Origin of the sequence: Hoyosella rhizosphaerae, from assembly GCF_014643175.1 — a bacterium.
In the GTDB taxonomy this organism is placed as follows: Bacteria; Actinomycetota; Actinomycetes; order Mycobacteriales; family Mycobacteriaceae; genus Lolliginicoccus; species Lolliginicoccus rhizosphaerae.
In genome coordinates this window covers 258,707-281,881 of the sequence record NZ_BMJH01000001.1, presented here as the reverse complement: position 1 = coordinate 281,881, position 23,175 = coordinate 258,707, and the positions used below count along the sequence as shown (strand labels likewise).

Annotated in this window: 22 protein-coding genes; 12 read left to right on the top strand and 10 right to left on the bottom strand. The window is 58.1% G+C overall.

Features of this window, described 5'->3' with window-relative positions:
• Positions 1-16 precede the first annotated feature (16 nt).
• A complete protein-coding gene (locus tag IEW73_RS01280; protein ID WP_229675637.1) occupies positions 17-367 on the top strand; it encodes an MmcQ/YjbR family DNA-binding protein in 351 nt (116 codons plus the stop codon).
• A gap of 16 nt (positions 368-383) precedes the next feature.
• Here the strand turns inward: IEW73_RS01280 and IEW73_RS01275 are convergent, their stop codons facing one another.
• From IEW73_RS01275 to IEW73_RS01265, 3 genes are read right to left on the bottom strand one after another with little or no spacing between them, the layout of a single operon-like run.
• Positions 384-989: a DUF998 domain-containing protein gene (locus tag IEW73_RS01275; RefSeq protein ID WP_188669932.1), complete on the bottom strand. Its 606-nt coding sequence runs from the start codon at positions 987-989 to the stop codon at positions 384-386.
• A complete protein-coding gene (locus IEW73_RS01270) occupies positions 980-1,747 on the bottom strand; it encodes an ABC transporter permease (RefSeq protein ID WP_188669930.1) in 768 nt (255 codons plus the stop codon). Before IEW73_RS01270 ends, IEW73_RS01275 begins: the two co-directional genes overlap by 10 nt.
• Positions 1,744-2,487, bottom strand: coding sequence for an ABC transporter ATP-binding protein (locus IEW73_RS01265; protein ID WP_229675635.1), 744 nt, complete (start codon positions 2,485-2,487; stop codon positions 1,744-1,746). The genes IEW73_RS01270 and IEW73_RS01265 overlap by 4 nt, the downstream gene beginning before the upstream one ends.
• Before the next feature lie 112 nt (positions 2,488-2,599).
• Here IEW73_RS01265 and IEW73_RS01260 point away from each other — a divergent pair, with 112 nt between their 5' ends.
• Both IEW73_RS01260 and IEW73_RS01255 read left to right on the top strand, forming a co-directional pair.
• Entirely contained in the window at positions 2,600-3,703 is a 1,104-nt protein-coding gene (locus IEW73_RS01260) for a sensor histidine kinase (protein ID WP_188669928.1), read from the top strand.
• Positions 3,700-4,353 (top strand): response regulator, encoded by a 654-nt coding sequence (locus IEW73_RS01255; protein WP_188669926.1) that lies wholly within the window; start codon positions 3,700-3,702, stop codon positions 4,351-4,353. The genes IEW73_RS01260 and IEW73_RS01255 overlap by 4 nt, the downstream gene beginning before the upstream one ends.
• 17 nt (positions 4,354-4,370) lie before the next feature.
• On the opposite strand, the gene IEW73_RS01250 is transcribed toward IEW73_RS01255, so the two are convergent.
• The 3 genes from IEW73_RS01250 to IEW73_RS01240 form a co-directional block, all read right to left on the bottom strand.
• Positions 4,371-6,029 carry a hypothetical protein gene (locus tag IEW73_RS01250; protein ID WP_188669924.1) on the bottom strand — a complete coding sequence of 553 codons (1,659 nt, stop codon included), beginning with the start codon at positions 6,027-6,029 and terminating at the stop codon, positions 4,371-4,373.
• A 24-nt stretch (positions 6,030-6,053) separates the two neighbouring features.
• Positions 6,054-6,668: a DUF3558 domain-containing protein gene (locus IEW73_RS01245; protein WP_188669922.1), complete on the bottom strand. Its 615-nt coding sequence runs from the start codon at positions 6,666-6,668 to the stop codon at positions 6,054-6,056.
• Positions 6,669-6,778: 110 nt separating this feature from the next.
• Positions 6,779-7,378 (bottom strand): DUF3558 family protein, encoded by a 600-nt coding sequence (locus IEW73_RS01240; RefSeq protein WP_188669920.1) that lies wholly within the window; start codon positions 7,376-7,378, stop codon positions 6,779-6,781.
• A gap of 200 nt (positions 7,379-7,578) precedes the next feature.
• Between IEW73_RS01240 and IEW73_RS01235 the strand changes: the two genes are divergently transcribed.
• The gene (locus tag IEW73_RS01235) at positions 7,579-7,818 is read left to right on the top strand and encodes a hypothetical protein (RefSeq protein WP_188669919.1); all 240 of its coding nucleotides are present in this window, start codon (positions 7,579-7,581) and stop codon (positions 7,816-7,818) included.
• Positions 7,819-7,923: 105 nt separating this feature from the next.
• Here the strand turns inward: IEW73_RS01235 and IEW73_RS01230 are convergent, their stop codons facing one another.
• A complete protein-coding gene (locus IEW73_RS01230; RefSeq protein ID WP_188669917.1) occupies positions 7,924-8,802 on the bottom strand; it encodes a universal stress protein in 879 nt (292 codons plus the stop codon).
• A gap of 45 nt (positions 8,803-8,847) precedes the next feature.
• Between IEW73_RS01230 and IEW73_RS01225 the strand changes: the two genes are divergently transcribed.
• A complete protein-coding gene (locus IEW73_RS01225) occupies positions 8,848-10,317 on the top strand; it encodes a potassium/proton antiporter (protein WP_188669915.1) in 1,470 nt (489 codons plus the stop codon).
• Here IEW73_RS01225 and IEW73_RS01220 read toward each other — a convergent pair whose 3' ends face one another.
• A complete protein-coding gene (locus IEW73_RS01220; protein WP_188669913.1) occupies positions 10,318-10,533 on the bottom strand; it encodes a helix-hairpin-helix domain-containing protein in 216 nt (71 codons plus the stop codon). It abuts the gene before it with no gap.
• Between the two features lie 167 nt (positions 10,534-10,700).
• On the opposite strand from IEW73_RS01220, the gene IEW73_RS01215 reads away from it, so the two are divergent.
• The 5 genes from IEW73_RS01215 to IEW73_RS01195 all read left to right on the top strand — a co-directional run bounded on the left by IEW73_RS01215 (position 10,701) and on the right by IEW73_RS01195 (position 15,266).
• Positions 10,701-12,107: an amidase gene (locus IEW73_RS01215; protein ID WP_188669911.1), complete on the top strand. Its 1,407-nt coding sequence runs from the start codon at positions 10,701-10,703 to the stop codon at positions 12,105-12,107.
• 29 nt (positions 12,108-12,136) lie between these two features.
• Positions 12,137-12,706, top strand: a complete 570-nt coding sequence (locus IEW73_RS01210; protein WP_188669908.1) for a TetR/AcrR family transcriptional regulator — start codon at positions 12,137-12,139, stop codon at positions 12,704-12,706.
• A gap of 105 nt (positions 12,707-12,811) precedes the next feature.
• The gene (locus tag IEW73_RS01205) at positions 12,812-13,234 is read left to right on the top strand and encodes a hypothetical protein (RefSeq protein WP_188669907.1); all 423 of its coding nucleotides are present in this window, start codon (positions 12,812-12,814) and stop codon (positions 13,232-13,234) included.
• A gap of 51 nt (positions 13,235-13,285) precedes the next feature.
• A complete protein-coding gene (locus IEW73_RS01200) occupies positions 13,286-13,603 on the top strand; it encodes a GNAT family N-acetyltransferase (protein WP_188669905.1) in 318 nt (105 codons plus the stop codon).
• A gap of 1,288 nt (positions 13,604-14,891) precedes the next feature.
• Positions 14,892-15,266, top strand: coding sequence for a PH domain-containing protein (locus IEW73_RS01195; protein WP_188669903.1), 375 nt, complete (start codon positions 14,892-14,894; stop codon positions 15,264-15,266).
• A 281-nt stretch (positions 15,267-15,547) separates the two neighbouring features.
• Here the strand turns inward: IEW73_RS01195 and IEW73_RS01190 are convergent, their stop codons facing one another.
• Together IEW73_RS01190 and IEW73_RS01185 are read right to left on the bottom strand one after the other, a co-directional pair.
• On the bottom strand, positions 15,548-15,895 hold the full coding sequence (locus IEW73_RS01190) for a hypothetical protein (protein ID WP_188669901.1): 348 nt from the start codon (positions 15,893-15,895) through the stop codon (positions 15,548-15,550).
• Positions 15,895-18,342: an AAA family ATPase gene (locus IEW73_RS01185; protein WP_188669899.1), complete on the bottom strand. Its 2,448-nt coding sequence runs from the start codon at positions 18,340-18,342 to the stop codon at positions 15,895-15,897. The genes IEW73_RS01190 and IEW73_RS01185 overlap by 1 nt, the downstream gene beginning before the upstream one ends.
• A 473-nt stretch (positions 18,343-18,815) precedes the next feature.
• Between IEW73_RS01185 and IEW73_RS01180 the strand changes: the two genes are divergently transcribed.
• Positions 18,816-21,032: a DNA-directed RNA polymerase subunit alpha C-terminal domain-containing protein gene (locus IEW73_RS01180; protein ID WP_188669896.1), complete on the top strand. Its 2,217-nt coding sequence runs from the start codon at positions 18,816-18,818 to the stop codon at positions 21,030-21,032.
• The gene (locus IEW73_RS01175) at positions 21,029-23,167 is read left to right on the top strand and encodes a DEAD/DEAH box helicase family protein (RefSeq protein WP_188669894.1); all 2,139 of its coding nucleotides are present in this window, start codon (positions 21,029-21,031) and stop codon (positions 23,165-23,167) included. Before IEW73_RS01180 ends, IEW73_RS01175 begins: the two co-directional genes overlap by 4 nt.
• The last annotated feature ends 8 nt before the right edge of the window (positions 23,168-23,175 follow it).

Below are 23,175 nucleotides of genomic sequence, written 5' to 3'. Positions count from 1 at the left end.
CAGAATAGTGGTTGTGGTGACAGAGAAACAGTTCTTCCAGATGCTCAAGACAATGGCCGGAGTCGGTCAGTCACAGGCCCGTGACTACACGTCATACACCGTGGAGGGCAAGCGATTTGGATACTACTGGCCCCGCACTCGAACCGTTGGTCTCAAACAAACCCGCATCGAGCAGACAGCGCTCGTCGCCGAACGCCCTGACGTTTTCGAAGTGCAGTTCACCGCCGGCGCATTCGGCTGGGTCGTCGTGTATCTCGACAAGATCGATGCAGACGAACTATCTGAGTTGGTCTACGAGGCATGGCGCCTGTCCGCACCGGATGAGCTGATTGAACAACACCCAGAGCCTGTGTACCTAAAGAGCTGACCTGCCAAAACCACTCCTACTGTGCAACGTTCGCGCACACGACCACCAGCCACACCATAATCAGCGCCAAAGCAGCGCGCTGCCACAGCCCGGCGCGGGGTTCGTCGTTCTCCCACGCCGTAGCGAATCTGCTCACAAGGACCACAGCCAGCACCACGACGATGGCGGAAGCACCTCGCATTTCAGCGCTAAACGCGGTAGTAAACACCGCCACCGCGGGCATCACGGGAATGGTGAAGAACACGACGGCACCAGCGTGGTCGTGCCATTGGTGTCGGCGCGAAAACGTCGCCGGGGTGGTGTCCGGTGTTCCTGGCGGATAACCGCGCATCGCATCCATGGGAAATAGACCCGACAGAATCAACCCGACGCCGAACACAATGATGGACACGCCGAGAACCCACGAAACCTGTGTCAGTCCGGCTCCCCCCACTGCGATCATCGAACCGCACACCAGAAAATTCGCCGTCTGAACCCATCCGCGGGCGCCGCATGCCAGTGCACTGACCGGCTGACGAACCGGGTCATAATTCGGCCGGGTCCACCCATCCACCGTGAACACCAGGACAAACAGGATTGCGCCCGCCGCACCGACCGCGGCGAGCGCTTGTGTCAGTCCCATCGGAAAAATGCTGCCGAGACAACACCACCAACAATGATCGTGGCAACGAGACTGACGATGTGAGCAGGGTCGACAGCCGTACCGACCCAAGCGTCACCCATCGCCTGCACCGTCGCACCAAATGGCAAGAGTTCACCGACTCGCGCCAAACTGTCCGGTAGCGCTTGCGCGCCGAAGAGCCCACCAAGTGACCCAACGGCAAAAAACGCGATCAGCCCAATGGCGACGGCCGAGTTCGGTGTTGGCGCGACAGCAGCCACAATCATGCCCACCCCATACATCGCACCGAGCCCCAATAGCGCCACACCTATTGCCGTCAACGGCGCTACCGGAAACTGTGCGCCGAAAAACAGAACAGCCACCGCGAGGGCAACGCCTACCCCCAGCGCGGCTTGCATCAGACTCACGACAGCCTGCGCCACCAACACCATCACAGGCGACGCAGGCGTGACAGCGAGCCTCCGCAGAATTCCTGACCGCCGGTAATAAGAAAGGAAGCTTGGCATGTTGATGATCCCAATTGACGCGATGACAACCGCGAACACAAGGGGCAAAACATACACTTCCAGCCCTGTTAACCCGGTATCGCCCGCCGCCTGCGCGCTTGCGGCCGAGGCGCTCATGATCAGAATCAACAACGGCAGCCCGATCGGTACCACCAAACCTGCGGTATCACGCACCACCATCTTCGCTTCACATTTGATCAGCGTCACCCACGACCACAATCCTGGCCGATGCACTTCAATCGTGGTGGTCATAGGTCCTCCTCATCCTGCAAACTCCGGCCCGTCAGGGCAACGAAGGCTTCTTCAAGGTCCGCGGCCTGCGCCTGAGCCGTCACTTCAGCTGGGGTTCCCTGCGCGATAATCCGCCCCTTGTCCAGGAGGACCAGTGAGTCACACAAGCGGTTAACCTCATCCATCGCGTGGCTGACAAGCACTAACGTGACGCCTTCGATACGAAGTTTTTCAATCGCCGACCACATCCTGCGGCGCGCACGAGGGTCAAGCCCCGTCGTCAATTCGTCGAGAATGACCACACGCGGACGACCCACAAGGGCCAGCGCTACCGACAGTCGCTGCTTCTGCCCTCCCGACAGCTTCTCGAACATCGTGTCACGGTGCTCGGAAAGTTCTACAAGGTCGAGAGTCTCGTCAGCGCTACGCGGGTTGGGGTAGAAGCTGCGGTACAGCTCGACCAGCTCAGCCGCGGTCAAGGCTTGATGCAGATATGCGTCTTGCAATTGCACTCCAAGCACTTGGCGGATCTTCGCGCGGTCACGGCGCGGATCAAGACCCAGCACCGACACCGTGCCCCGATCCGGCTTACGCAAGCCAGCCATCAGCTCTACCGTCGTTGTTTTCCCAGCACCATTGGCGCCGAGGATCCCAAGCACGTGGCCTTGTTCAACGCGCAGCGAAACATCATCAACTGCAATCTTCGATCGATACCGCTTGTGGAGATTCTCCACCGCTATAGCGGGCATAGTTCTGTTCATACACTTGACGCTAAGTTTTCGTCAGTTACGCACGCTTGTGCCAAACGTCATCGATTCGGGTCATGACTTTTGGCACCTGCGGCCTTCAATCCCGTGAGCATAGGCTGGTGCAATGCGGCGTATAGATCCTGATGCATGGGCCGGCCTGATAACGCTCGCGATTGGGATCGCAGTCAGTGGCCCCGTCCTTATGGGGCTCGTGGACCCTGTGATTCCCCGCGTGTGGTGGATGCTGGCTTTCGCTCTGATGATCGGTGCCGCATTCGTCGCAATGTACGAACACAGCCACATGCTTACTTACACCGCGCTGGCCGCTATGGTCGGTAGCTCCTGGGTTCTTATAGCAGGGGCACCCGCCTTGGGTTTCCTGCCCATCTTGCTCATTCTGGTCGCTGCGGTGAGCGTCTACCTGGCGCCCTTCCGAGTCGCACTCATCATTGTTGGTCTCAACACCGCATTTCTGGGGATCGTGTCGAGCCAACGCGCCGTAGCAACCAGTGAAACCGTGATCGTCACGGTGCTGTATTTCGCAATCCAGTTGGCGACGGTGCTTTCATCATTGGCACTGTTGCGGGAGCAGAGACTACGGCGCGAACTCACGGAAGCGCACGTCGAACTTCGCGCCGCAAGCGCCTTGCTGTCCGAATCCGCCCGGACTGCCGAGCGACTGCGAATCTCACGAAACCTACACGACTCCATGGGGCACCAATTGACAGTCCTCAACCTGGAATTGGAAGCGGCCCGACACCGAGAAGGTGAACGCGCACGCGAACACATTGACCGTGCGCACGCCGTAGCCCGTGACCTTCTCAGCGACGTGCGTGCCACCGTCGGTGAACTGCGGACCGAATCCACGGACCTCGATATTGCGCTTCGTGGAATCGTCGAGGACCTACCCGGTCTTAATGTCATAGTCGATGTAGCACCCAACCTCGAAGTCGGCGAACACGAAAGTGCAGCGCTACTCCACGCGGTGCGCGAAATTGTCACCAATACTTTGCGTCACGCGCACGCCAACGAACTGTGGATCGACCTCTACCGTGACAAAGACGGCTCCACCGTTCTGGCCGCCAAAGACGATGGGCGCGGTTCGGCACAAACAGAGCCGGGTAACGGGTTACGCGGAATGATCGAACGCTTCGAAGCATTCGGAGGAACAGTCCTCATGAACGGGAAGCACGGGTTTGCCATCACAGCCAGGATCCCCACGTCGTGAGCGAGCAAATTTCAGTCGTCATCGTCGACGATCAAACATTGGTGCGCCACGGCATTCGGAGCCTGCTCGAACTTGGCGACATCACCGCCGTTGGCGAAGCTGACAACGGTGCAACAGCGATCGACGTCATCACTGAAACGGATCCAGACGTCGTGCTCCTCGACCTACGCATGCCCCAATTCGACGGGCTATGGGCACTCGAAAAGCTCCGCGAAAAAGAGATCGACGTACCGGTCCTGATTCTCACCACCTTCAACGACGACACCCTCGTGCTCGAAGCGCTGCGTCGTGGTGCGCGCGGCTACCTACTCAAAGACGTCACAGTCGACCAACTCAAAAACGCAGTCCACACTCTCGCTCGAGGCGGCACCCTCATTGCCCCATCGATAACCGACCGGCTACTACGCGCAATTCGAACTGGCCCCTCACCCATCGACAACGGCGCGACGCCCATTCAGGACCTCAGCCCCCGCGAACTCGAAGTTCTCCGCCTCGTCGCAGAGGGCCTGAACAACCGTGAAATCGCCAACGCACTCCACCTCGCCGAAGGCACCGTGAAAAACCACGTGTCCACTGTGCTACTCAAACTCGGCGCCCGGGACCGCACCAACGCCGTACTACGCGCACTACATGAAGGATTGCTTAGCTGACTGCGACCTTCCGGTACCTACCGGTCGAAGTGCTCGGTATCCGCCCCAATAACCAACTTCGCTGTCCTCGGCAGCTTCCCCACAATCGAATGACCATTACGTTTACTCGTCAGATAACTCGCCGGCTTATGATCCTGACCCTGACTTGCCGCACCAGCCCCCATGGCCCCCATTGGGGCGACGCCACCCATCATCGAACGCCCACCACCGGTGGCGACACCGGCTTTCGTTGAGACTGTCTGCGCTGGGCTTGAGGTGCCTGGGGAACCTGGTGTGCGGTGCGAACTCCCACCGCCCGGTGCCAGCGCAGTACCCGAAGAACTGCGTGAACCACCACCCGATCCCGCGGCGACAGGACCCGCAACTCCAGGGCGAGACCCACCTAATGGACCACCCGAACCCAACACCCCACCAGCCGGTGCCCCTGATCCTGGCGTTCCGGCACCTGGTGTGAGTCGTGCCGAATCGGCACCGGAGGCAATACCCGCCGACGCCGGGGCAACACTCGCAGGCGATATGGTCACCTCCGACGGCACAGCACCGACATCGCGGTCATCCATCGGCGACCCGCCACCCGACACAGCCTGAGCATCGCCCGGACCACCAGACACCGGTGACACACCGGCGGTGTTCCCTACGGACGGTGCGGCTCCCCCACTCGATGACGACGATGATGCACTGTGCGGATTCGTACCACCAATGTTAGTGCCGGTGCCGATCTCGCTGCCGGTGGTCGGCATATCCGGCGGCGGCAACACCGGAACACCCGCCACCGCATCCACCACCACCGGCCGATACAGCAACTCCATCGCATCGCGTGCCTGCACCTCCGCCACCACACGCGCCTCCGCAGTCGTCGGCACCACAACTGGTACCGCACCGACCGCATGACCTAAACCCTGCGACGTCACATCAAGTTTCTGACTGACCTCCACCGCCGCCGACCCCAACGTGGACAAACTCACCAAGTAGTTCCCGACCGCGTGATCAATCTGCTCCGCCAACATGCCCTGCCACGCAGCACGCAGCACCCGCAAACCCGCCGCCGCATCCTCCGCCGCCGTGATGAGTTCTCTGCCGACCACCCGCCACGAATCGAAGAACGTAAGTAAATGGAATAGATCATTCTCAACTGACTTAGCACCGGCGATGATCTGTTCGAGTGGCATCACAGCGAACGGTTCGGACACCGTTACCGGCAAACCCTGATACCCGACCGTGCGAGGGCTGAGATTCCAGGCACTCGCAGCTTCGACGGAGGATTTGAGGTCGCGCACATGATGGTCAAAGAGCGCCGCTACCCCACCCTCGGGTGAGGGTTCCACAAGCCGGGTGATCGACGTCGCATTGTCGGTGTCCACACCAAGCAACAACCCGGTGGCGGCCCGGAACGCAAGGATCATCGAGTCCGCGGCCGCAACATGTTGGGTGACGATGTGATCGAGTGAATCAGCACCGGTATCCCACAACGCACCGTAGGCCGCGATCAGTTGCTGGCTTGAGGTGAATGTGCCCAACCGCAACGATGCCGACGGTAACCGATGGATGCGGGTGACTTGAACATCGCGGAGGTGTTCTTTCAATTCCTGGCACGCTGCAATCGCCAGCGTTCCGGCTTCCGGATCAATATCCAGCACACCACCTGCGGCGGTGGTCCCAAAAAACGGTATTGTCATCACGTCCCCCTGGTTCGCACGCTGTTATTCCGCCGGGAGATACGGCTCCAACAACGCCGCATACTCCACCACCAAGTCATCAGCCTGCAGAGACCGATCCCCCCGAGATGACAGGTTGAGGTTCACCCACACACTCCCCGCGCCGGTCTGGAAGGCCACTTCCGAGCACACACGCGGCCCACACGCCAACAGGCCGTAATGCAACGCCGCACGCCCATTGATCGAAATCTCGCGCACATTCTCCACAATTGACCGCTCCGGTACATCCTCAAAAGGCTCATCGACAGACGCGATCCACACGCGGTGGTATTCACCATTCCACGCGCACGCCCGATGCCAATCCCAATGGACGCCATAGTGGTTTTCGTTGCCCGCGATGCTCATGTACTTCGTCGCCGGGTCCACGCCCACCGCTTCGACGGCTTCATCGGGGATGTCCTCACACGGATCAAACACCGCCGGTGGACGCACTGGCGCAGGCCCTGCCGCCTGCGTCACCTCGGTCGTCTCGATCAACACCGTCGACTGCTCAGCACCGAGCTCCTCACTCGTTGTCGACTGGGCACACCCCGACACCAGCACACACGCGAACACCACACCCACACACCGACACCACACACCCCCCAACACCTGGCTCATCAAAGTCCCCCTCTACAGAACACAGACGCAGCGCAGGCACAATCGGTTCCACCTGAGGCGGTGGTCCCAAAAAACGGTATTGACATCACGTCCCCCTGATCCACACGCTGTTATTCCGCCGGGAGATACGGCTCCAACAAGGCCGTATACTCCAACACCAAGTCATCAGCCTGCAGGGTTAAATCCCCCAACGACGACAGGTTGAGGTTCACCCACACACTCCCCGCGCCGGTCTGGAAGGCAACTTCCGAGCACACACGCGGCCCACACGTCACTAGGTCGTAATGCAACGCCGCACGCCCATTGATCGAAATTTGACGCGCATTGTCAACAAAGTCGTAGTTCACGACTTCTTCAATTGGTGTATCCCCCGATGCAATGAAGACGCGCATGTGGAGACCGTTCCACGCGCATTCGCGGTGAAAATCGTAGTGCTGGCCATCATGCTTTTCACCCCCGATGATGCTCATGTATTTCGTCGCCGGGTCTAGCCCCACCGCTTCGACGGCTTCATCGGGGATGTCCTCACACGGATCAAACACTGCCGGTGGACGCACCGGGGCCGGGGTCGTCACCTCGGTCGTCTCGGTCAACACTGTCGACTGCTCAGCACCGAGATCCTCCGTCGTCGACTGGGCACAACCCGACACCAGCACACACGCGAACACCACACCCACACACCGACGCCACACACCCAACACCTGGCTCATCAAAGTCCCCCTCTACAGAACACAGACGCACCGCACACCCAAACGGTTCCACCTACTCACAAAAACTTTCGCCGAAATTCGATGGACGCGCATGTGACATCGCACCAAGCCTCAAACCGCCCGCGCCGCCCACGGCGACCTGTAAGAGACCGCGATGCTGTGCGCCCCCACTCGCAGGTGTCCGAGATATACGTGTTGATGTGACAAAACGGAGGTTCCTCCAGCGGGCAGCAGGATTCGTAGTTGGTTTCCTGGCCGCAATGCTGGCCGTTCTGGCGCTGTACCTCGCCACTGCAGCGATCGGTATGTTCCAACAATTGCCTAGTGTGATAACACTTCTCGTTGGTATGCCCGTCTTTATCTGGGCACAACGGGCGTACATTTCGAGGTCGAAGCGACTCCAGAACAATCGTGTGGCAAGTCGTCCTGAATATTCGTAGAGCGCACACTAGGAATGATGTCGCCGCGACTGATTCCGATAAGCCAGCCAAACCGCTGCCAACACTTTAATGAGTAGGCACGGGGTGCTTAATGCTTGGGGTAGTTCAAGCTTGTTGGCGGATGCTCGTGCGCCCGTGCAGTTCGTATGAGGTGTCAGCCAGAACTACTGGAGATGGGCTGTTCGCCAGGACTTTCAGGGTGGTGCTGCCTACAACCCACCGGGAGACTCCACGGTTACGGCTGGTGACGATTGTTAAAGACCCTGGCATTTCAGATTGGAGAACCCTAATGCCGTCGGCAACATCATTGTGAGTGATGTGCGCGTATTCAGTGCGAATTCCTGCCTCGGTTAATTCGCGAGTTAGGGTTTCGAGCGCGCTTTCGTATACCTGTGGTTCTTCGGGTCTGCCGGGCGAATCTATGTGCACGAGTCGGAGGCCGAGGTCTAGTTGCCGGGCCCAGTGGCGTGCGGTATGCAGTGCTGCTTCGTCTCGCACACTCCCGTCAAGGCAGACGATGCAGTCGCGGTACTGGTCAGGTTCGAATGCTGAGTCATAGTGGGGGCCGACCATCAGCACTGGGCAGGGCGCTTGTCGGATCACGTGCTCAGTAACGCTTCCTGTCACCATCCTGGAGAACCGGTCCCGGTTGTGGGTTGCCAAACAGATCACTGCTCCGGCGGATTCTTGGGACATTTGAACCAAATGATCACCAGCCCAGCCTGCACTGACGCACACAACCTCGACGTCGTCGTACTCTGTGTCAGCGGCAAGGGAATCTATTCCAGTTGCCCACCGCCCGTGCACCGGGTCATGCACCGTGAACAGTTCGAGCGGCACGTGTAGCTGCCGGGCAATTTTGAGGGCAGGTGTTATTGCTGCTTCTGCCTCAAAGGTTCCGTCGAGGGGGACGATCAGCTTGTCGATGGGCGGGGTTGGTTTCACCTTCCGCTGTTTCGGCTTAGCCGGGGGTGCGTCAGCCACCGGTAAACTCCCTTCTATGCTGAACGCAACTGTTTCAAGAGGACTATGAGTATTCAACTCCCCGCCGACCGCTGGATCCTTGCGGCTGCGCTTCTTCTTGTGGCAGCCATTCTGGCAGCCGGTTTCGCTCAGCGTATCCGGATGCCTGGACTCTTGTTGTTCTTGGGGCTTGGCATGCTTATCTCAGATGAGGGGCTCGGCCTTGTTTCGTTGTCTGATCCTGAGATCGCACAGATGGTTGGTACGGCAGCGTTGCTTCTCATCCTTTACGAGGGTGGACTCACAACAAAACCTAGAGACATTCGTAAAGCAGCGGCACCGGGGTTAACGCTCGCGACAGTAGCCGTGGTGATCACGGCTGCCGTGTTGGGCGGTGCCACTTATCTGATTCTCAATGTCGACCTTCTGACGGCTTTGCTCATTGGCGCGGTTGTGGCGTCAACAGATGCCGCGGCTGTTTTCGCGATGCTCCGTCGAGCTCCCCTTCCTCGCAAAATGTCCGCCCTGCTCGAAGTGGAGTCGGGCGCGAACGACCCGATGGCGATCATGCTCACTGTTGGCCTCATCGCCACGTGGACGTCCTCGCCGCCCGCAGGCGAATGGGCAACATTCGCTGTCACACAGCTTGGGGGTGGGCTCCTGATTGGCGCGCTCGTCGGGCTTGCCGGAAGCCGCCTGTTACTGGTGACGACACTTGGACCGGCCGGTGTTTATCCGGTGTTGGCGTTAGGCATTGCAGGTCTGTCGTACGGCCTCGCGGCTGCTGGTGGCGCATCGGGGTTCCTGGCGGTCTACGTTGCAGGGTTGATCGTCGGAGCGAAAGTTCCCCTACACCGGCGCGGTATACGCACATTCCACGAAGGCCTCGCCAACACCGCAGAAGTGGCACTGTTCCTGATGCTTGGCATGCTGGTGTTTCCTTCGAACCTCATCGATGTTGCGCTCCCTGGGTTGGCGATTGCTGCGGTTCTCATCTTGGTGGCGAGACCGCTTGCCGTCGTGTGCTGCCTCATCTGGTTCAAGTTCACGTGGCGAGAACTCACCTTCGTCAGCTGGGTGGGTCTGCGCGGCGCTGTCCCCATCTTCCTCGCCACTTTCCCCGCCGTTGCCGGTTACCCGGACGGGAACCTGATCTTCAACATCGTTTTCTTCGTTGTCCTCGTCTCCGCCCTAGTCCAAGGCATGAGCATTCGCACCGCAGCCAAATGGCTGGACCTCACCGAAAAAGCTGATGTCTGGAGTCCCGTCGCGGAAGAGCTCCCAATCGGTGACCTCAATGCTGAACTTGTGCAGGTACGAGTCACGACCCAATTGCCGATCGAAGGCAAATACCTGAGCGAAGTGATGCCACCGGTTGGCCTCATCACCGCCATCAACCGTGGTCCGCGTTTGCTCATACCGACACCCCGCACAAAGCTCCGAGAAGGCGACCTCGTCATTGTGGCAATGCCGCGCCGACCCGATGCAAACAAGATCGTCACCGCGTGGGCCAAGGGCGAGCTAGACCCGAAGTAATTAGGTTTTGTACTTAAGATTTCTCGAAGTCAGGGCTTCCTCAAGGATCGCAATGGCTTTCGGGCCAACGCCGTGGATGGCCAACAGTTCCTTCTTTGAGTGATCTGCCACCTGCTGGAGACTTGTGATGCCATTGAGAGAGAGTTCACGGGCAGCCGTCTTGCCAATCGCATCAGGGAGATCGCCGACCGGACGAAAATCAGGTGTATTAGCCATGGAAACTCCTTTTGATCTCATCACGCTGACTGGCGCGCAACCAACCATAACTTTTCGTTGGTTGGGTCAGGTAGATCGTCGACGCACTTCCGATGAGTATGCCAATTTCCAACTCCCCCGAACAGTGATACTGTTCGTTCGAACGAACAGTCCCGATCGGAGTTCCCATGCATGCACTATCAACGATGCCAACCCTTACCGATCTCGCCGGTGATCTCGCCGCAGGACGCGTGACATCCGTCGCGCTGACCACTGCGGTTCTCGACCGGGTCGACGCGACGCAGCCGACGCTCAACGCGTTTCGGACGGTCTTGCGTGACGCTGCGCTACGCGATGCCACCGAAGCCGACCGTCGCCTTTCCGCGGGACACCGTTCTCCCCTGCTGGGTGTGCCGGTAGCCGTCAAAGACGACGTTGATGTCGCAGGCGCTCCCTCTTCCCTCGGCGCTCGCGGGCAGTTCCCCCACAAGTCTGTCGACTCCGAGGTAGTCCGAAGACTTCGCGCAGCAGGAGCGGTCATCGTCGGAAAGACCAACGGACCAGAGTTCTTCCAATGGCCAGTCACAAGCGGCCCCGGCTTCGGGGTAACTCGCAATCCTTGGAGCCCAGACCACACGCCAGGTGGTTCGTCAGGAGGCGCAGCAGCCGCAGTCGCCGCCGGGATTGTTCCGGCAGCTCTTGGTTCGGACGGAGCAGGATCAATCAGGATCCCAGCGGCGTGGACGAACCTTGTCGGGATCAAGCCGCAGCGAGGCCGCATCTCAATATGGCCCGAACGTGAACTGTTTTACGGCCTCACCGTTATTGGCCCTCTCGCTCGCACTGTTGCCGACGCGGCGCTTCTGCTCGACATCGCCGCTGGCTCACACCTCGATGACCGCGACCAGCCTCCGGCTATCGAGGTTTCCAATGCGGTGGGACGGGATCCGGGAAAGTTACGCGTTGTCGTCGCCGAAAACCCACCCTTCGTTGGCTCATGGCCGAGCATTCATCCAGCAGTCCACGATGGACTCGAAAACGTGGCGCAAACAATCCGAGAAATCGGTCATCAAACATCGAACCTGCATCTCCACTACGGAATTCCGGTCGGTCTCTCCTTCCTGCCCCGATCATTGGCAGGCCTTGATGACCTTCGCAACCGGGTTCCTGACCCATCACTACTTGACCCGAGAACAGCCGCGAACGCACGTGTTGGCAGATTGCTGAAATATGGCCCGCTCCACGCAGCCCGGGCGATGGAACCGCTGCTGCGTCGGCAGTTCGCCAGGGTCTTCCGCACCGCAGACGTCATCCTCGCGCCCACTACCGCGACACCGCCGTTGCTCACCGATGCACTCGACGGCGCATCAGCCACCCGCACCAATGACATCATTACCGGCGCCTGCCCCTACACCTATCCGTGGAACGTCTTGGGCTGGCCGTCCGTCGCAATACCTGCGGGAATAACACAAGACGGACTTCCAGTGGGGGTGCAGTTGATGGGACCGGAGAATTCCGAACCACTGCTGGTATCGCTTGCGGCACAACTAGAAGAACGACTGCGGTGGCATGAGAATGCCCCGCTACCATGGTGAACTGTGGATGCCTCCCAAACTGTGAAGACATGAGCTCACCCGCCCGTCAACGGATTCTGGACGCGGTTGTGCGGGTGATCGGCACCGACGGGGTTGGTGCCGTCACCAATCGGCGCATCGCAAGCGAGGCCGATGTCTCACTGGGGTCGATCACCTATCACTTCGCCACCCAACAAGACATGCTTCGTTCGGCCATGGTTGACTTCGTGATGGACGAGACCCGAAAGCTCGAAGAGCAGGCGGAACAGTACCGTTCCGCAGGTGTGGACGTCGCAGAAGCGGCGCGTCTCGTTCAGCACACAGCCGACAAACTCGCGTTCACCAACGAACAAATCGCCACGTTTGAGCTATACATCCACGCTGGACGCGACCCAGAACTCCGCGAAGCCGCCGCCCGCAGTTTTGCTGCCTACGACGAACTCGCGGTCTCAATCCTGACCGCTCTGGGCACCGACCACGCGAGACACCTTGCACCAGTGGTCGTGGCAACAGTCACGGGACTGCAACTACGGCGGTTAGCAACAGGCGGTCAAGACATCGATGTTGCCGCCGCACTGCTCACCGTCATCACCGGAGCTCAGGCCACCGAAAACGGTTGAGCGGGAGAAGGTCTGTCGGATTGTCCAGAGCAAACTGGCCCGCGTCGACACACGAATTCCAAAGATCTGACCCACTACGGGCGCCATTGCAGATAGCTTTCAGGTGTGAGCAAACGCCACCATCCCAGAAGGACTTCGAGTAGCTTCACCGTTCCCGCAGACATCGGGAATGACAGGGGCGACTACTCCTCCACACATGTGCGCCTACCTAAACGCCTAACAAGGTCTGAAGCAGACGAACTGAGGCAGCGCCACATAGACGCCCTCCGCGCCCAACATGAAGCTGATCAGGAAAAGCGCCAGCGAGCCAAAAGGGCTCAACACTACGCAAGGTTGAAGTACTCGCCACCTGATCCTGCGATACTGCGCGACATTGCTGATCTCAAAGCACAACAAGACAATCAGGCAGCGCCACCACAATCAAGTCGTAGCGTTAGCGGAGCCGAATACAGTGACACTGGTGACGGTTCGATCTTCGGAAGGCAAGTCGTCAGCGGTGGAATCCCTGGTTCTCGCAAACGTCACTGAGACACGTTGGCAATGACCGGTTCGCAACACAGCGCAGAAAAGATGGGGAACATGACCTTCGAGTTCCGAGACAACGGCAAACGCGAGCGGTTCGAACTCACCGACGGTGACGCGGTCGCAGGCTTTGCCGAATACAGCATTCTGCAAGATCGCATGTCGTTGACCCACACAGAAGTAGACCGCCAGTACGGCGGACAAGGCGTGGGTTCAATACTGCTGAAAAAAGTTCTCGACACCGCAAGGGAACGCGGGATGACCGTACTACCGTCCTGTCCGTTCGCCCAATCCTTCATCCGGAAAAACCCCGAATATGCAGACCTCGTCCCATCCCAGTTGCACGGCCGGTTCGGGCTGACTACCCAGGGGTAGCTCGTTTTCAGGCTATTGACGGTGAATGGCCCACACTGCGCGAAATTATAGGATGTTTTTGCTATCGAATGATTTTGAGCTGCTCAGGAGGGAATATCGGCGGTCCGAGATTTGGTTTGATAAATGGGAATCACGCTACAAAGCTGTCCACTGAAATTTCGACTGGCCCGACATATGGATGCCACATGTCGACGAACTGTGCATCGGTTCCAAAATTGGCAGGACGGGCCTGTCTATCGTCGCCGACAACGGATTCTACTTTGACCGAGTTCATGGGGATCGCGGCTCAGTCAGCGATCTCGCTTCCCGATACAGCCAACCTGAGATCAGTCTCAAGAATTGGATCCTGAACTGGGGGAACACTTTTCGGACCCGGTTGGGTCTATTCAACATTTACCTTGAACTGCAGGCTTGCGAACCACACGACGCGGTCACATTCGAATCGGGTTCTAGCAGGAAACTGCTGCGTCTCCAGCGCAATCCTGATGTGTGGTGGCAGATATCTGAACGCTGAAGCGCACTCGCAAGCCACCTACTAGCGATGTCCTTCGATGAACTCGATTCCAAGCTCACTTCGGATTCGGGCGGTCTGCTATTTCCTTGAGTCCTCCCGGTATTTGCCTGTGGTCTAGTGCAGTTTCCGCTCCACTTCGCTGAGAATTGGGTTATTGGCGCAACTCGCGAGGCCTCAAAAAACAGCCACTTCCTCGCTCTGACAGCCGATAATCCGACTCCCTACTGTGGTCGCCTTCGTCGTGATCGCACCCATTGTTAGCTGGTGGGGCCTCGCGTCTCCCAAGAGCTCTTCGCACGTGCCGAAGAATGCATGACGCTATCGGCACCACACCATGTATTTCTCAGCACGTAGGGCGTGGCTTGTCGTCGCACCAATTTTCTTGATACTGATTTTCCAGTCAGAGCAGCAGCGAGCCACTTGAACGACTGCGCGTTCACGATCCACATGTCGAAAACTTTCACTTACACCGTTGCGACCCGAGCACACCAATGGCATGAGGCGTGGTTAGGTCATTACAGGTTTACCGGCGAAAACGCATAAAGGCTATGCCTCTGCTGGAGCGTATAGAGAGACCACTCTACGCGAACCGAGTAGTGCCTCCGCGTGCCTCGAATCCAGCATGACGGATAGAAGCGCGTGCGCAAGCTAGGCCTTGGCGCGCCATTCTCTAAGGACCATGGGAACCAGCGACCAAATTTCGACGTACGAAATCTACTGATCCGCAGCACTACTGGCGAGTTACCGATCGATTCCCACTGTATTGTCAAGCGAATGATCGACTTCCAGAACGGTTCATTCTTCAAGCTCGGTCCCGCGAATCCTGCTGATTACCACGCAGAACTTGCTCCAATCCTCATCGAAGGTGAGTCACTATACTTGGCATTTCGCGGGGTCCGAGATTCCGTCTTGTTTACGAGCAAGCGCTTGCTCACCATCAATGTTCAGGGAGTCACCGGGAAAAAGCGTGACTACACGTCATTGCCGTATTCACGAATTCAGGCGTTCAGCATTGAGACCGCTGGGAGCTTCGATCTCGATGCTGAAGTTGATCTGTGGTTTAGTGGGCTCGGCAAGGTTCGGCTTGAATTCAAAGGGCGGGTCGACATCCGGTCGATCGGAAAGTTGCTCGGCGACCATGTGCTCTAGTGCTACGGCTTGTTCGCGCCGATACGCTCTATCGTGATTTAACAGCCACCCTTAACCACGTGGTATCTGCGCTCGCATCGATCCAAAAGACCACTGCGGAAACGGTCGAAGAAGAATTGACCTGACTGATTTTGTCGATCGGGATATTGCGAAGGTGACCAGTTGCGGAGCGGACGCATACTGGCCGTCCAAGTTGCTGCCACTTGACGCAAGGTTGCGCCGTGCGTCCTTCCATCGATTGCTGAATACCTCGTTTTGCATCGCTACACAACCCCGCACACCTACTTCAGTAGCCCCGCGACCATTGCGCAGAGGTGCCGCACTTCGTCCACAGTAGGTGCGAGCTCGTAGGCGTGGTGGTGGCAAGCGTTACTAAGCCCATGCCAAGCCAATGATGCGGCCTCAGCGTGGTCCGAATCACCAAGCTGGCGAAGGACAATCAGCTTGGACCGCATGGACGCCCGCCCAAGTTCAGAATTGAAGTTTTGGCATTGGTCGGTGACGAGTTCTTCGAGGGCTTGCCGTGCTAGGAACGCTGCACCGCGCACGGACTGGATGTTGTCGGCATTCGCGTCGCCGTCGACGATCTGTTCGGCGTATCGCAGGAGAACAACTGCTGGTGTGCTCATTACGCACTCAGAACATCGTCGACGGTGCGTTGTAGGTCCGCCACCGCATCTGCAGGGTCGCCGAACATTCCGCGGTGCACTCCCCCGCCTGCGATGCCCATTGACTTACTTCGCCAAGGCTTCGCACTACGCCAGCCGCTAATGTCAGCATCACGGTCGCCCTTCAACGCGAGCGCCAATGCCGCTGGGACTGACCGCGCATCGGACCATTCTGCTTCCGACGTTTCCCTTGCCGCCCCCGCCTGATGTTGCCGTGTGTAGAACACGTCACGCGCTGCGGCTTCGATCGCCAATCGACACAGCCCTGGGAGAACTCTGCGCTTAACATCTTCTGGGACATCTGGGTCTTTGGCGAGTGCGCGAGCGTCGCTGACAAACCGTAACGCTGGACTCTGGGCGTTTGTTACAGCGACTGAAGACTGTGATCCTCGGGCAACTTCGACGACGCGTGCGGTGACGCCGAGCTGCCGAATGGCGGAGGCGAGCCGATCATCGTGGGAGAACACGATCACCTGGCGAGTCTGTGCAAGTTCCTCCACAACCCGAACGAAACCTTCCACCTTTGACGGATCCATGGCCTGGATCGGGTCATCCAGCACGATAAACCGGAACGGGCTTGCTGGGGACGCCGCCCGTGGCAAGAACAGTGCCAACGAGAGTGCATGAAGCTCACCTTGGCTCATCACTCCAAGAGCGCCGGCTGGGGCGCCATCGACCTGCGCTTCGAGTTCCACACGCCGTTGTGTTCCACTTCCAGTGAGGGTGACAGAACCCAGTTCAACGTTGCTTTCCTGCCGAAGCACACCCCAAATGTGGGCGGACTTTTCTGCGATCGGCGCAAGTCGCTCGTTGCGCAACGTCGCGGCATTGTTCTTCACCCACGTGCGCGCGTTGTCGATCAGTTTGACAACCGGATCGGATGCGCGGGCCTGCTTCTCAAGTTTCACCCACGCCATCAGGTCGGTAGCGAGCGGTGCCCATTCGTCTTCCCGTTGCCCTAGCTCGTTTTCGGCTTCGGTCTTCAGCACCGCAGATGCTTCCTCCAGCGCAGCGTGTGACTGTTCGACGTGAGTCGCGAGCGCTGCGGCATCGTCGGGACCGTTCCGCCACGACTTCTGAGCCTGCTCGAATGCACCTAAGGTTTCGAGGGCAACATCGGCCACAGAGCGCACCGCACCCACAGAATTAACCACAGTTATAAGGTCCCGCTGTGCGGCTGCGACACGTTGCTTTCGGTCGTGATACTCAGTGATTCGTTCCTTCTCCGACGCTAGTTCAGTCTCAATCCGGGAGTGCCACTCCCCTGTTAACTGGCCTTCCCCGCACACCGGACACGGCCCGTCACCATGAGACGAGTGGTACTGCAACGCGGCCATGAGGATCGTTTGCCGCTGCTGAACAGCACCAACCACAGCATCAGACTGCTCAGCAAGCGCAGCTACCGCCGACCGCACTGCGGCCACCCGCGCCTCGATAACGTCACGCGGTGGAATCGTCAACGCCGCAATGGCACGAAGCTGATTCAGTACACCGTCAGACCCACCGGTGTTAGAACCGGTAGCCAGCTTGGTCACCGTAACCAGGTCGCCTGACCGTGAAATCTGCTTCAACGCCAACGCGGCACGTTCATCATCTGACCCCGCTAACGCCGACTTGAGGTTCCGCGCAGCTGCGGTTGCATCCGTCCGCGCCTGCTTCCGGAACCGCAGCTCCGTGCCCAGCCGATTTTCTGCGTCCGCGATCTGTTCCAAACCCAGAAGTTTCGCCAACGCGTCATACAACACCGACGGCCCTTCCTCGAACAGTCCACCCAATTCGTCATATGACAAAATCGGCCGATACAACTCGACAGCAGCCTGCCACCCCAACGACTCAACACCCGGGATGCGTTTCTCACCGCGCCGCTGTACCCACACCGACGAATCGTCGAGAGAATCGCCCGCCCAATCCACCCCGATCGTCACAGCACCCTGATCTTCGACCGCTAAACGCACACGAAGCTCACACGGAACAGGACGGTGCAAATTCCGCCAACTCCGCGTCCACACTTTCGCGTTCTTCTTGTTCCGCCACCGGTAACTGCTTCCACTGATGGCATATTCAAAAGCCTCAGAAAACGACGACTTCCCCGAACCGTTACGCCCGCTCACCACCGTCAAACCCGGCGCCGGATAGAGATCCAACACCGCCCTATTGCCAATACCGCGGAAACCCGCAACCGAAATCTCATCAATGAACGCGCCAACGGGCTCCCGATCCTGCATTGCGTCAGACAAATCCGAAGATTCAGGACGTTCAGCGGTTCGCTCCGCACCGATCGCGTCCCGAAGCGAATCCTCACTCTCCAACGCAGCCAGGATCAGCATCCGAGTTTCCTCATCAAGCGACTCATCCGCATCCGCACGACGAAGAACCACATCCACCAGTTGCTGATCCGAATCCCGCATCCCGCCCCCTCAGCACCCTCTAGTGGAAACCTATTCGACGTAATCGTACGAGTAGACGGCATTGGGTTGCGGGGAAACGGGTCGAAGTGATTGGGGTGGTATAAGCCCGCAAAAGGGCGAGGGGAAACTGAGCACCCAACTTGCAAGATCCTTCGTTACCCATGTGTTTCAGCGAGCGCCGAAAAAACACGAAACAATCGCACCTGTCGAATTTGGTCGTATACGAATTCGACGGCAACCGGAACAACCGAAATCTTGCTCCCGAAGCCCACAGCGACTGATCAGATCATTTGCCGCACTTACGGTTAAAGTTGGAAATCATTCGACCCGTCGAACAGTTATGTCTTCCGTAGCCCGAGCAACGAACCGTTCGAAGTAAACGACAGCGAGATAGCTCCCGCTCCAAGCAAAACTGTACGCATCGAGGTGTACACCTACTATTGTCTAGTTCTAACGAGAGGAGCTTGCGCTATATGGATGATTTCGGCCATGACCCTCAGGTTGACGATCTACCTCCGCTCATATGGCTTGACGCATTCCCTTGGCTTCGAGGCGCATCCACCGACGACAATGCAAACGCGTGGTGGGAAGTTCCGATTGCAGTATCTGGATCGGTCGAGCGAGTGGTGAAGCTGGAGAGAATTGCCGAGCTTGCGATCGAGCGGTTGTCGCAATGGACAATCGGTCAGATTTTTCCAGGTCTACCGCCATCTTTCCCCCTTACTGCGCTACGTCTACCAGTAAGGGCTGGAAATGTGCTCGCCAGGCGCGGCATCTCAACAACGGATGAACTCAGCCTCCTTGTGCTTGACGAGATCATGGACTGGAGGAATGTTGGGATCGGTACGGTATCAACGATTCTCCAGGTGTTAGCCGAATGTTCGATGTCGATTTCAACTACCTCGGTAATGGCAGAAAACTCGACAGGCCGCCAAGAAGATCGCTATGTCGAGCACGCTCATCCGCCGGTCTTGTCAAGTGGGTTGATCGCGAGTGTGCGGGAAATCGCCATGTGGCAGACAGCAATCGGACTTCCCGCAGCGCCCTTGCTCGGCGATAAGATTCCAGCTGGAGTACCGCCCGAGATCCGGAGCGCTCGCGGTTACCTGGAGGCACTCTCCGCAAAGGATGTTCTCCAAGAAAGTGAACTTGAGCTCGATGCGGCCGCATTGCTAGACAATGAGCTGGGAAAGCTGGACTCCCGCGCAGTAGGTATTCTGCAGAAGCGTGTGTTCGCCGATAAACCAGCGACGTTGGATGAGCTAGGGATTGAGTACGGCTTCACCCGCGAACGAGCGCGGCAAATCGAGGGCAAGGCGCGAGCCGCTATGCTCGATGCGATTTCTTCAGGCACCCTCCACATGGTTGCGAATGCTGCTAGGGCCCTAATCGGAACAATCCGACCACTCACTGACCTCGTCCGGTTAATGCCAGCGCTCAATGGAACGGTTCAGGCTGTGAACCAACCAGTCTGGCGAGTCATCGACCGACTCGATGACGCATATCAGATTACAGAGGGCTGGTGCGTTGTACCAACGCTTACTGCGGCGCGCGAATGGACGGCAGCCCAGCTTCAGGAGAGAACTGATTACCACGGCGTTGGTCGATTAGAAGAGCTCGACCTGATTGAGTGTAGCCCCGATTTGAACCAAAGCGAGTTAACTGCAGAATGGCTCCGTAGCTGCGGCTATATTGTCGACGACACCACAGTACTGACGCGGACAGCGTCCGTCGGTGACTACGCAGCTGCCATCTTGTTTCTACGCGGTTCGCCTATGACCGCTGACGAGATTATCGAATGCTTTGCAGTTAAAAGAACCGCTGGTTCTCTGAAGAACGCCATGACGAACGATGAACGCTTCGAACGAGTCGATCGCAAGGAATGGGCTCTGGCTGAATGGGGCATGGAGGCTTACGCCGGAATCCGATCTGTCATCCGCAAAGAACTTGCGAAGGCGGGAGGCGCGATATCCATAAACAGGCTTGTCGAGCACATCACTGGCAAGTATTCAGTTTCCAGTAGTAGCGTCATGGCTTATGCCAGCACCCCACCCTTCGAACTGCGCGGTGGAATGGTCAAATCTGCTGGAATGTCCCGCGAAACACGCAAACCCCCCGCGCGTACACCGCGCTTGTATCGACGCGGTGATGAATGGATCTATCGCGTTCGCATTAACCACGACCACCTACGAGGCAGCGGTTCAGTCGCTCCCGTCGCGATTGCCGCAATTCTTGGTATGGCGTACGGCGACAAACTACAGCTCGCATCGGAGCTAGGCGACCAGTCCATCAACTGGACGGGCACGCAACCAGCGTTCGGCACAATTCGCCGATTCCTTCTCAAGGATGACATCTCTGCCGATACCGAGGTATTTCTGAGAATCCGCGACGATCGAAGTTTCGATATTGAGGTCATCGGGGAACTTTCCGGAGATCCTTTGGCCGACGCCCTCGCGCTCATCGGCGTGCCTTCCGGCATTGCGGCGGAGGAAGCAAGACGAGCGTTCGCCGCGGCCATTCAACTTCCCGAAGATTCCCCTGTCGTAAGCATTATCGGCGGTTATAGAGACCGCGGCGAAAGTGATGTCGCGGACTCACTTACGACTATGCGTCACTACTTGGAAACTGGGGAACCAATTGAACGCGAAGCAAAAGCAACCGATGTTCACGGCATCTTGGACCTCCTGTGACGGCTGAGCCGCGAAGCACCGGGCTCCGCAGCCTGTCGCTGGCAAGCAGATACCGCAGCAACCGAGGCGATGTAGTCCAGGGCTTCTATCTACCAGCGTTTCAGGTCGCCTGCAGCTATAGCCGCGCAGTTGGCTACTTCACGTCAACTAGCCTTGCCCTCTACTCGCGAGGCATTGAAAATCTTGCCGAACGGGGTGGCACAATGCGGCTCATCGCGTCACCTCACCTCAACGAGGACGACATCTTGGATATCGAGCGGGGGTACGATTTCCGTTCTGTGATCACACGAGCGACTGAGCGTGCACTCGCAGTCGAGGACCGTGGCCCAATACTCGACGGACTTGGTCAACTCGGAAGACTGATAGCTGATGGTCGCCTCGACATTAAGTTGGCGTTTGTCGCGCAGGAGGGCCGCATTGGCATCTACCACGAGAAACTTGGAATCTTCCGGGACTCCCACGGAGACCTCGTAGCCTTTACGGGCAGCAGCAACGAAACTCTGGGCGGGCTCGCCAGCAACTTCGAATCGATTGAAGTCTATCGCGGGTGGGTCGACGGCGACAGCATGCGTGCCCTAGACATTGAGCAGGATTTTGATGAACTTTGGTCAAATCAGACCCCATCGCTAAGCGTCGAGACATTCCCGGATGTCTCACGTGACCGTTTGATTAAGCTTGGGCAAGAACGCACCACGCTCACTCCGCCACGGGATGATGCTCTGGTGCAACCGGTTACCGTACGGGGGAAGGCACAGCGACTATCGATTCCCGACTGGATGACGGTACGCGATTACCAGCGTGCAGCAGTCAAAGGTTGGCTGCTGCACCGAGGCCGTGGAATTCTCAAGATGGCCACGGGTACTGGCAAGACTAAGACTTCGCTGATTGCTGCTACCAAGCTGGCCGACGTTCTGCGCGACCGCGAGGAGGCTCTCATTCTCGTTGTAGTAGCCCCTCTCCAGCATTTGGTCGATCAGTGGGTTACGGAAGTTGAAGATTTTGGGGTCAGACCGATTCCGGTTTATGAGTCGAGCCAGAAGTGGTTGCCGCTTGTCGAGGAGCAGCTGGCGCAGGTGCGGTTCGGACAGCGACCGATTGTTGCTATGGTCGCGACGAACGCCTCGTTCGCTGGCGCGAAGTTCCAATCGATCCTGTCGCGAATCACGCAACCGCTACTTGTTATCGCTGATGAGGCGCACAACCTCGGGTCCCCGGCATACCGAACGATCTTGCCCACGAACGCCACATACCGGCTTGCGCTCTCTGCAACGCCTGAACGATGGTTTGACGACGAAGGAACTGACGCACTCGTAGACTACTTCGGCCCCGTTGTTTACGAACTTGGCTTGGGCGATGCGATCGAGATGGGTGCGTTGTGCCGCTACAACTACTTCCCTCGGCTGGTCGAGCTCAACGATGTAGAGACAGAACTGTATGTTGAGCTCTCGCGTCAAATCGCGAGATGCTTCGCAGCAGGGTCCGACGACAACAATCCAGATTCAAATTCGCAACTAGGGCAACTTCTGCGTAAGCGTGCTGGCGTACTGGGGCACGCTGCGGGCAAGATTGATCTGCTTCGCAAGGATATCGGTGGACGTGCAAACTCGTGGTTTCAACTTGCGTATTGTGCCGAGGGTTCACGCCCATCACATGCGGGGGAACCTCCGGGTCCTAATCAATTGAGCGAGGTCATGAATGTCGTAGGCAACGAATTGAACCTTGCAGCGCACCCGTACATATCTGAGACGCCGCGCCGCGAGCGTAAAGTTCTACTCCACAGATTCGCCACCGGCGACGACCTGCGAGTACTTGTGGCGATGCGTTGCCTCGACGAGGGTGTTGATATCCCGGACGCCCAAACTGGCTACCTCCTTGCCAGCAGCAGCAACCCACGGCAGTTTATTCAACGGCGTGGGCGTCTATTGCGGCGTGCAGAGGGTAAAGATCATGCAGAGATTTTCGACTATCTAGCTGTGCCGCCAACGGGCGCGCCGGTAGATTTCGAGATCGAGCGGCGGCTGCTTATACGTGAACTCGAACGAGCCAACGAGTTCGGCAAGTTATCCGAGAATTATGAAGCTACTCTGAAGCTTTTGCGACCCCTCAAGGACCGTTACCAACTGATGCACCTATAGGAAACAGC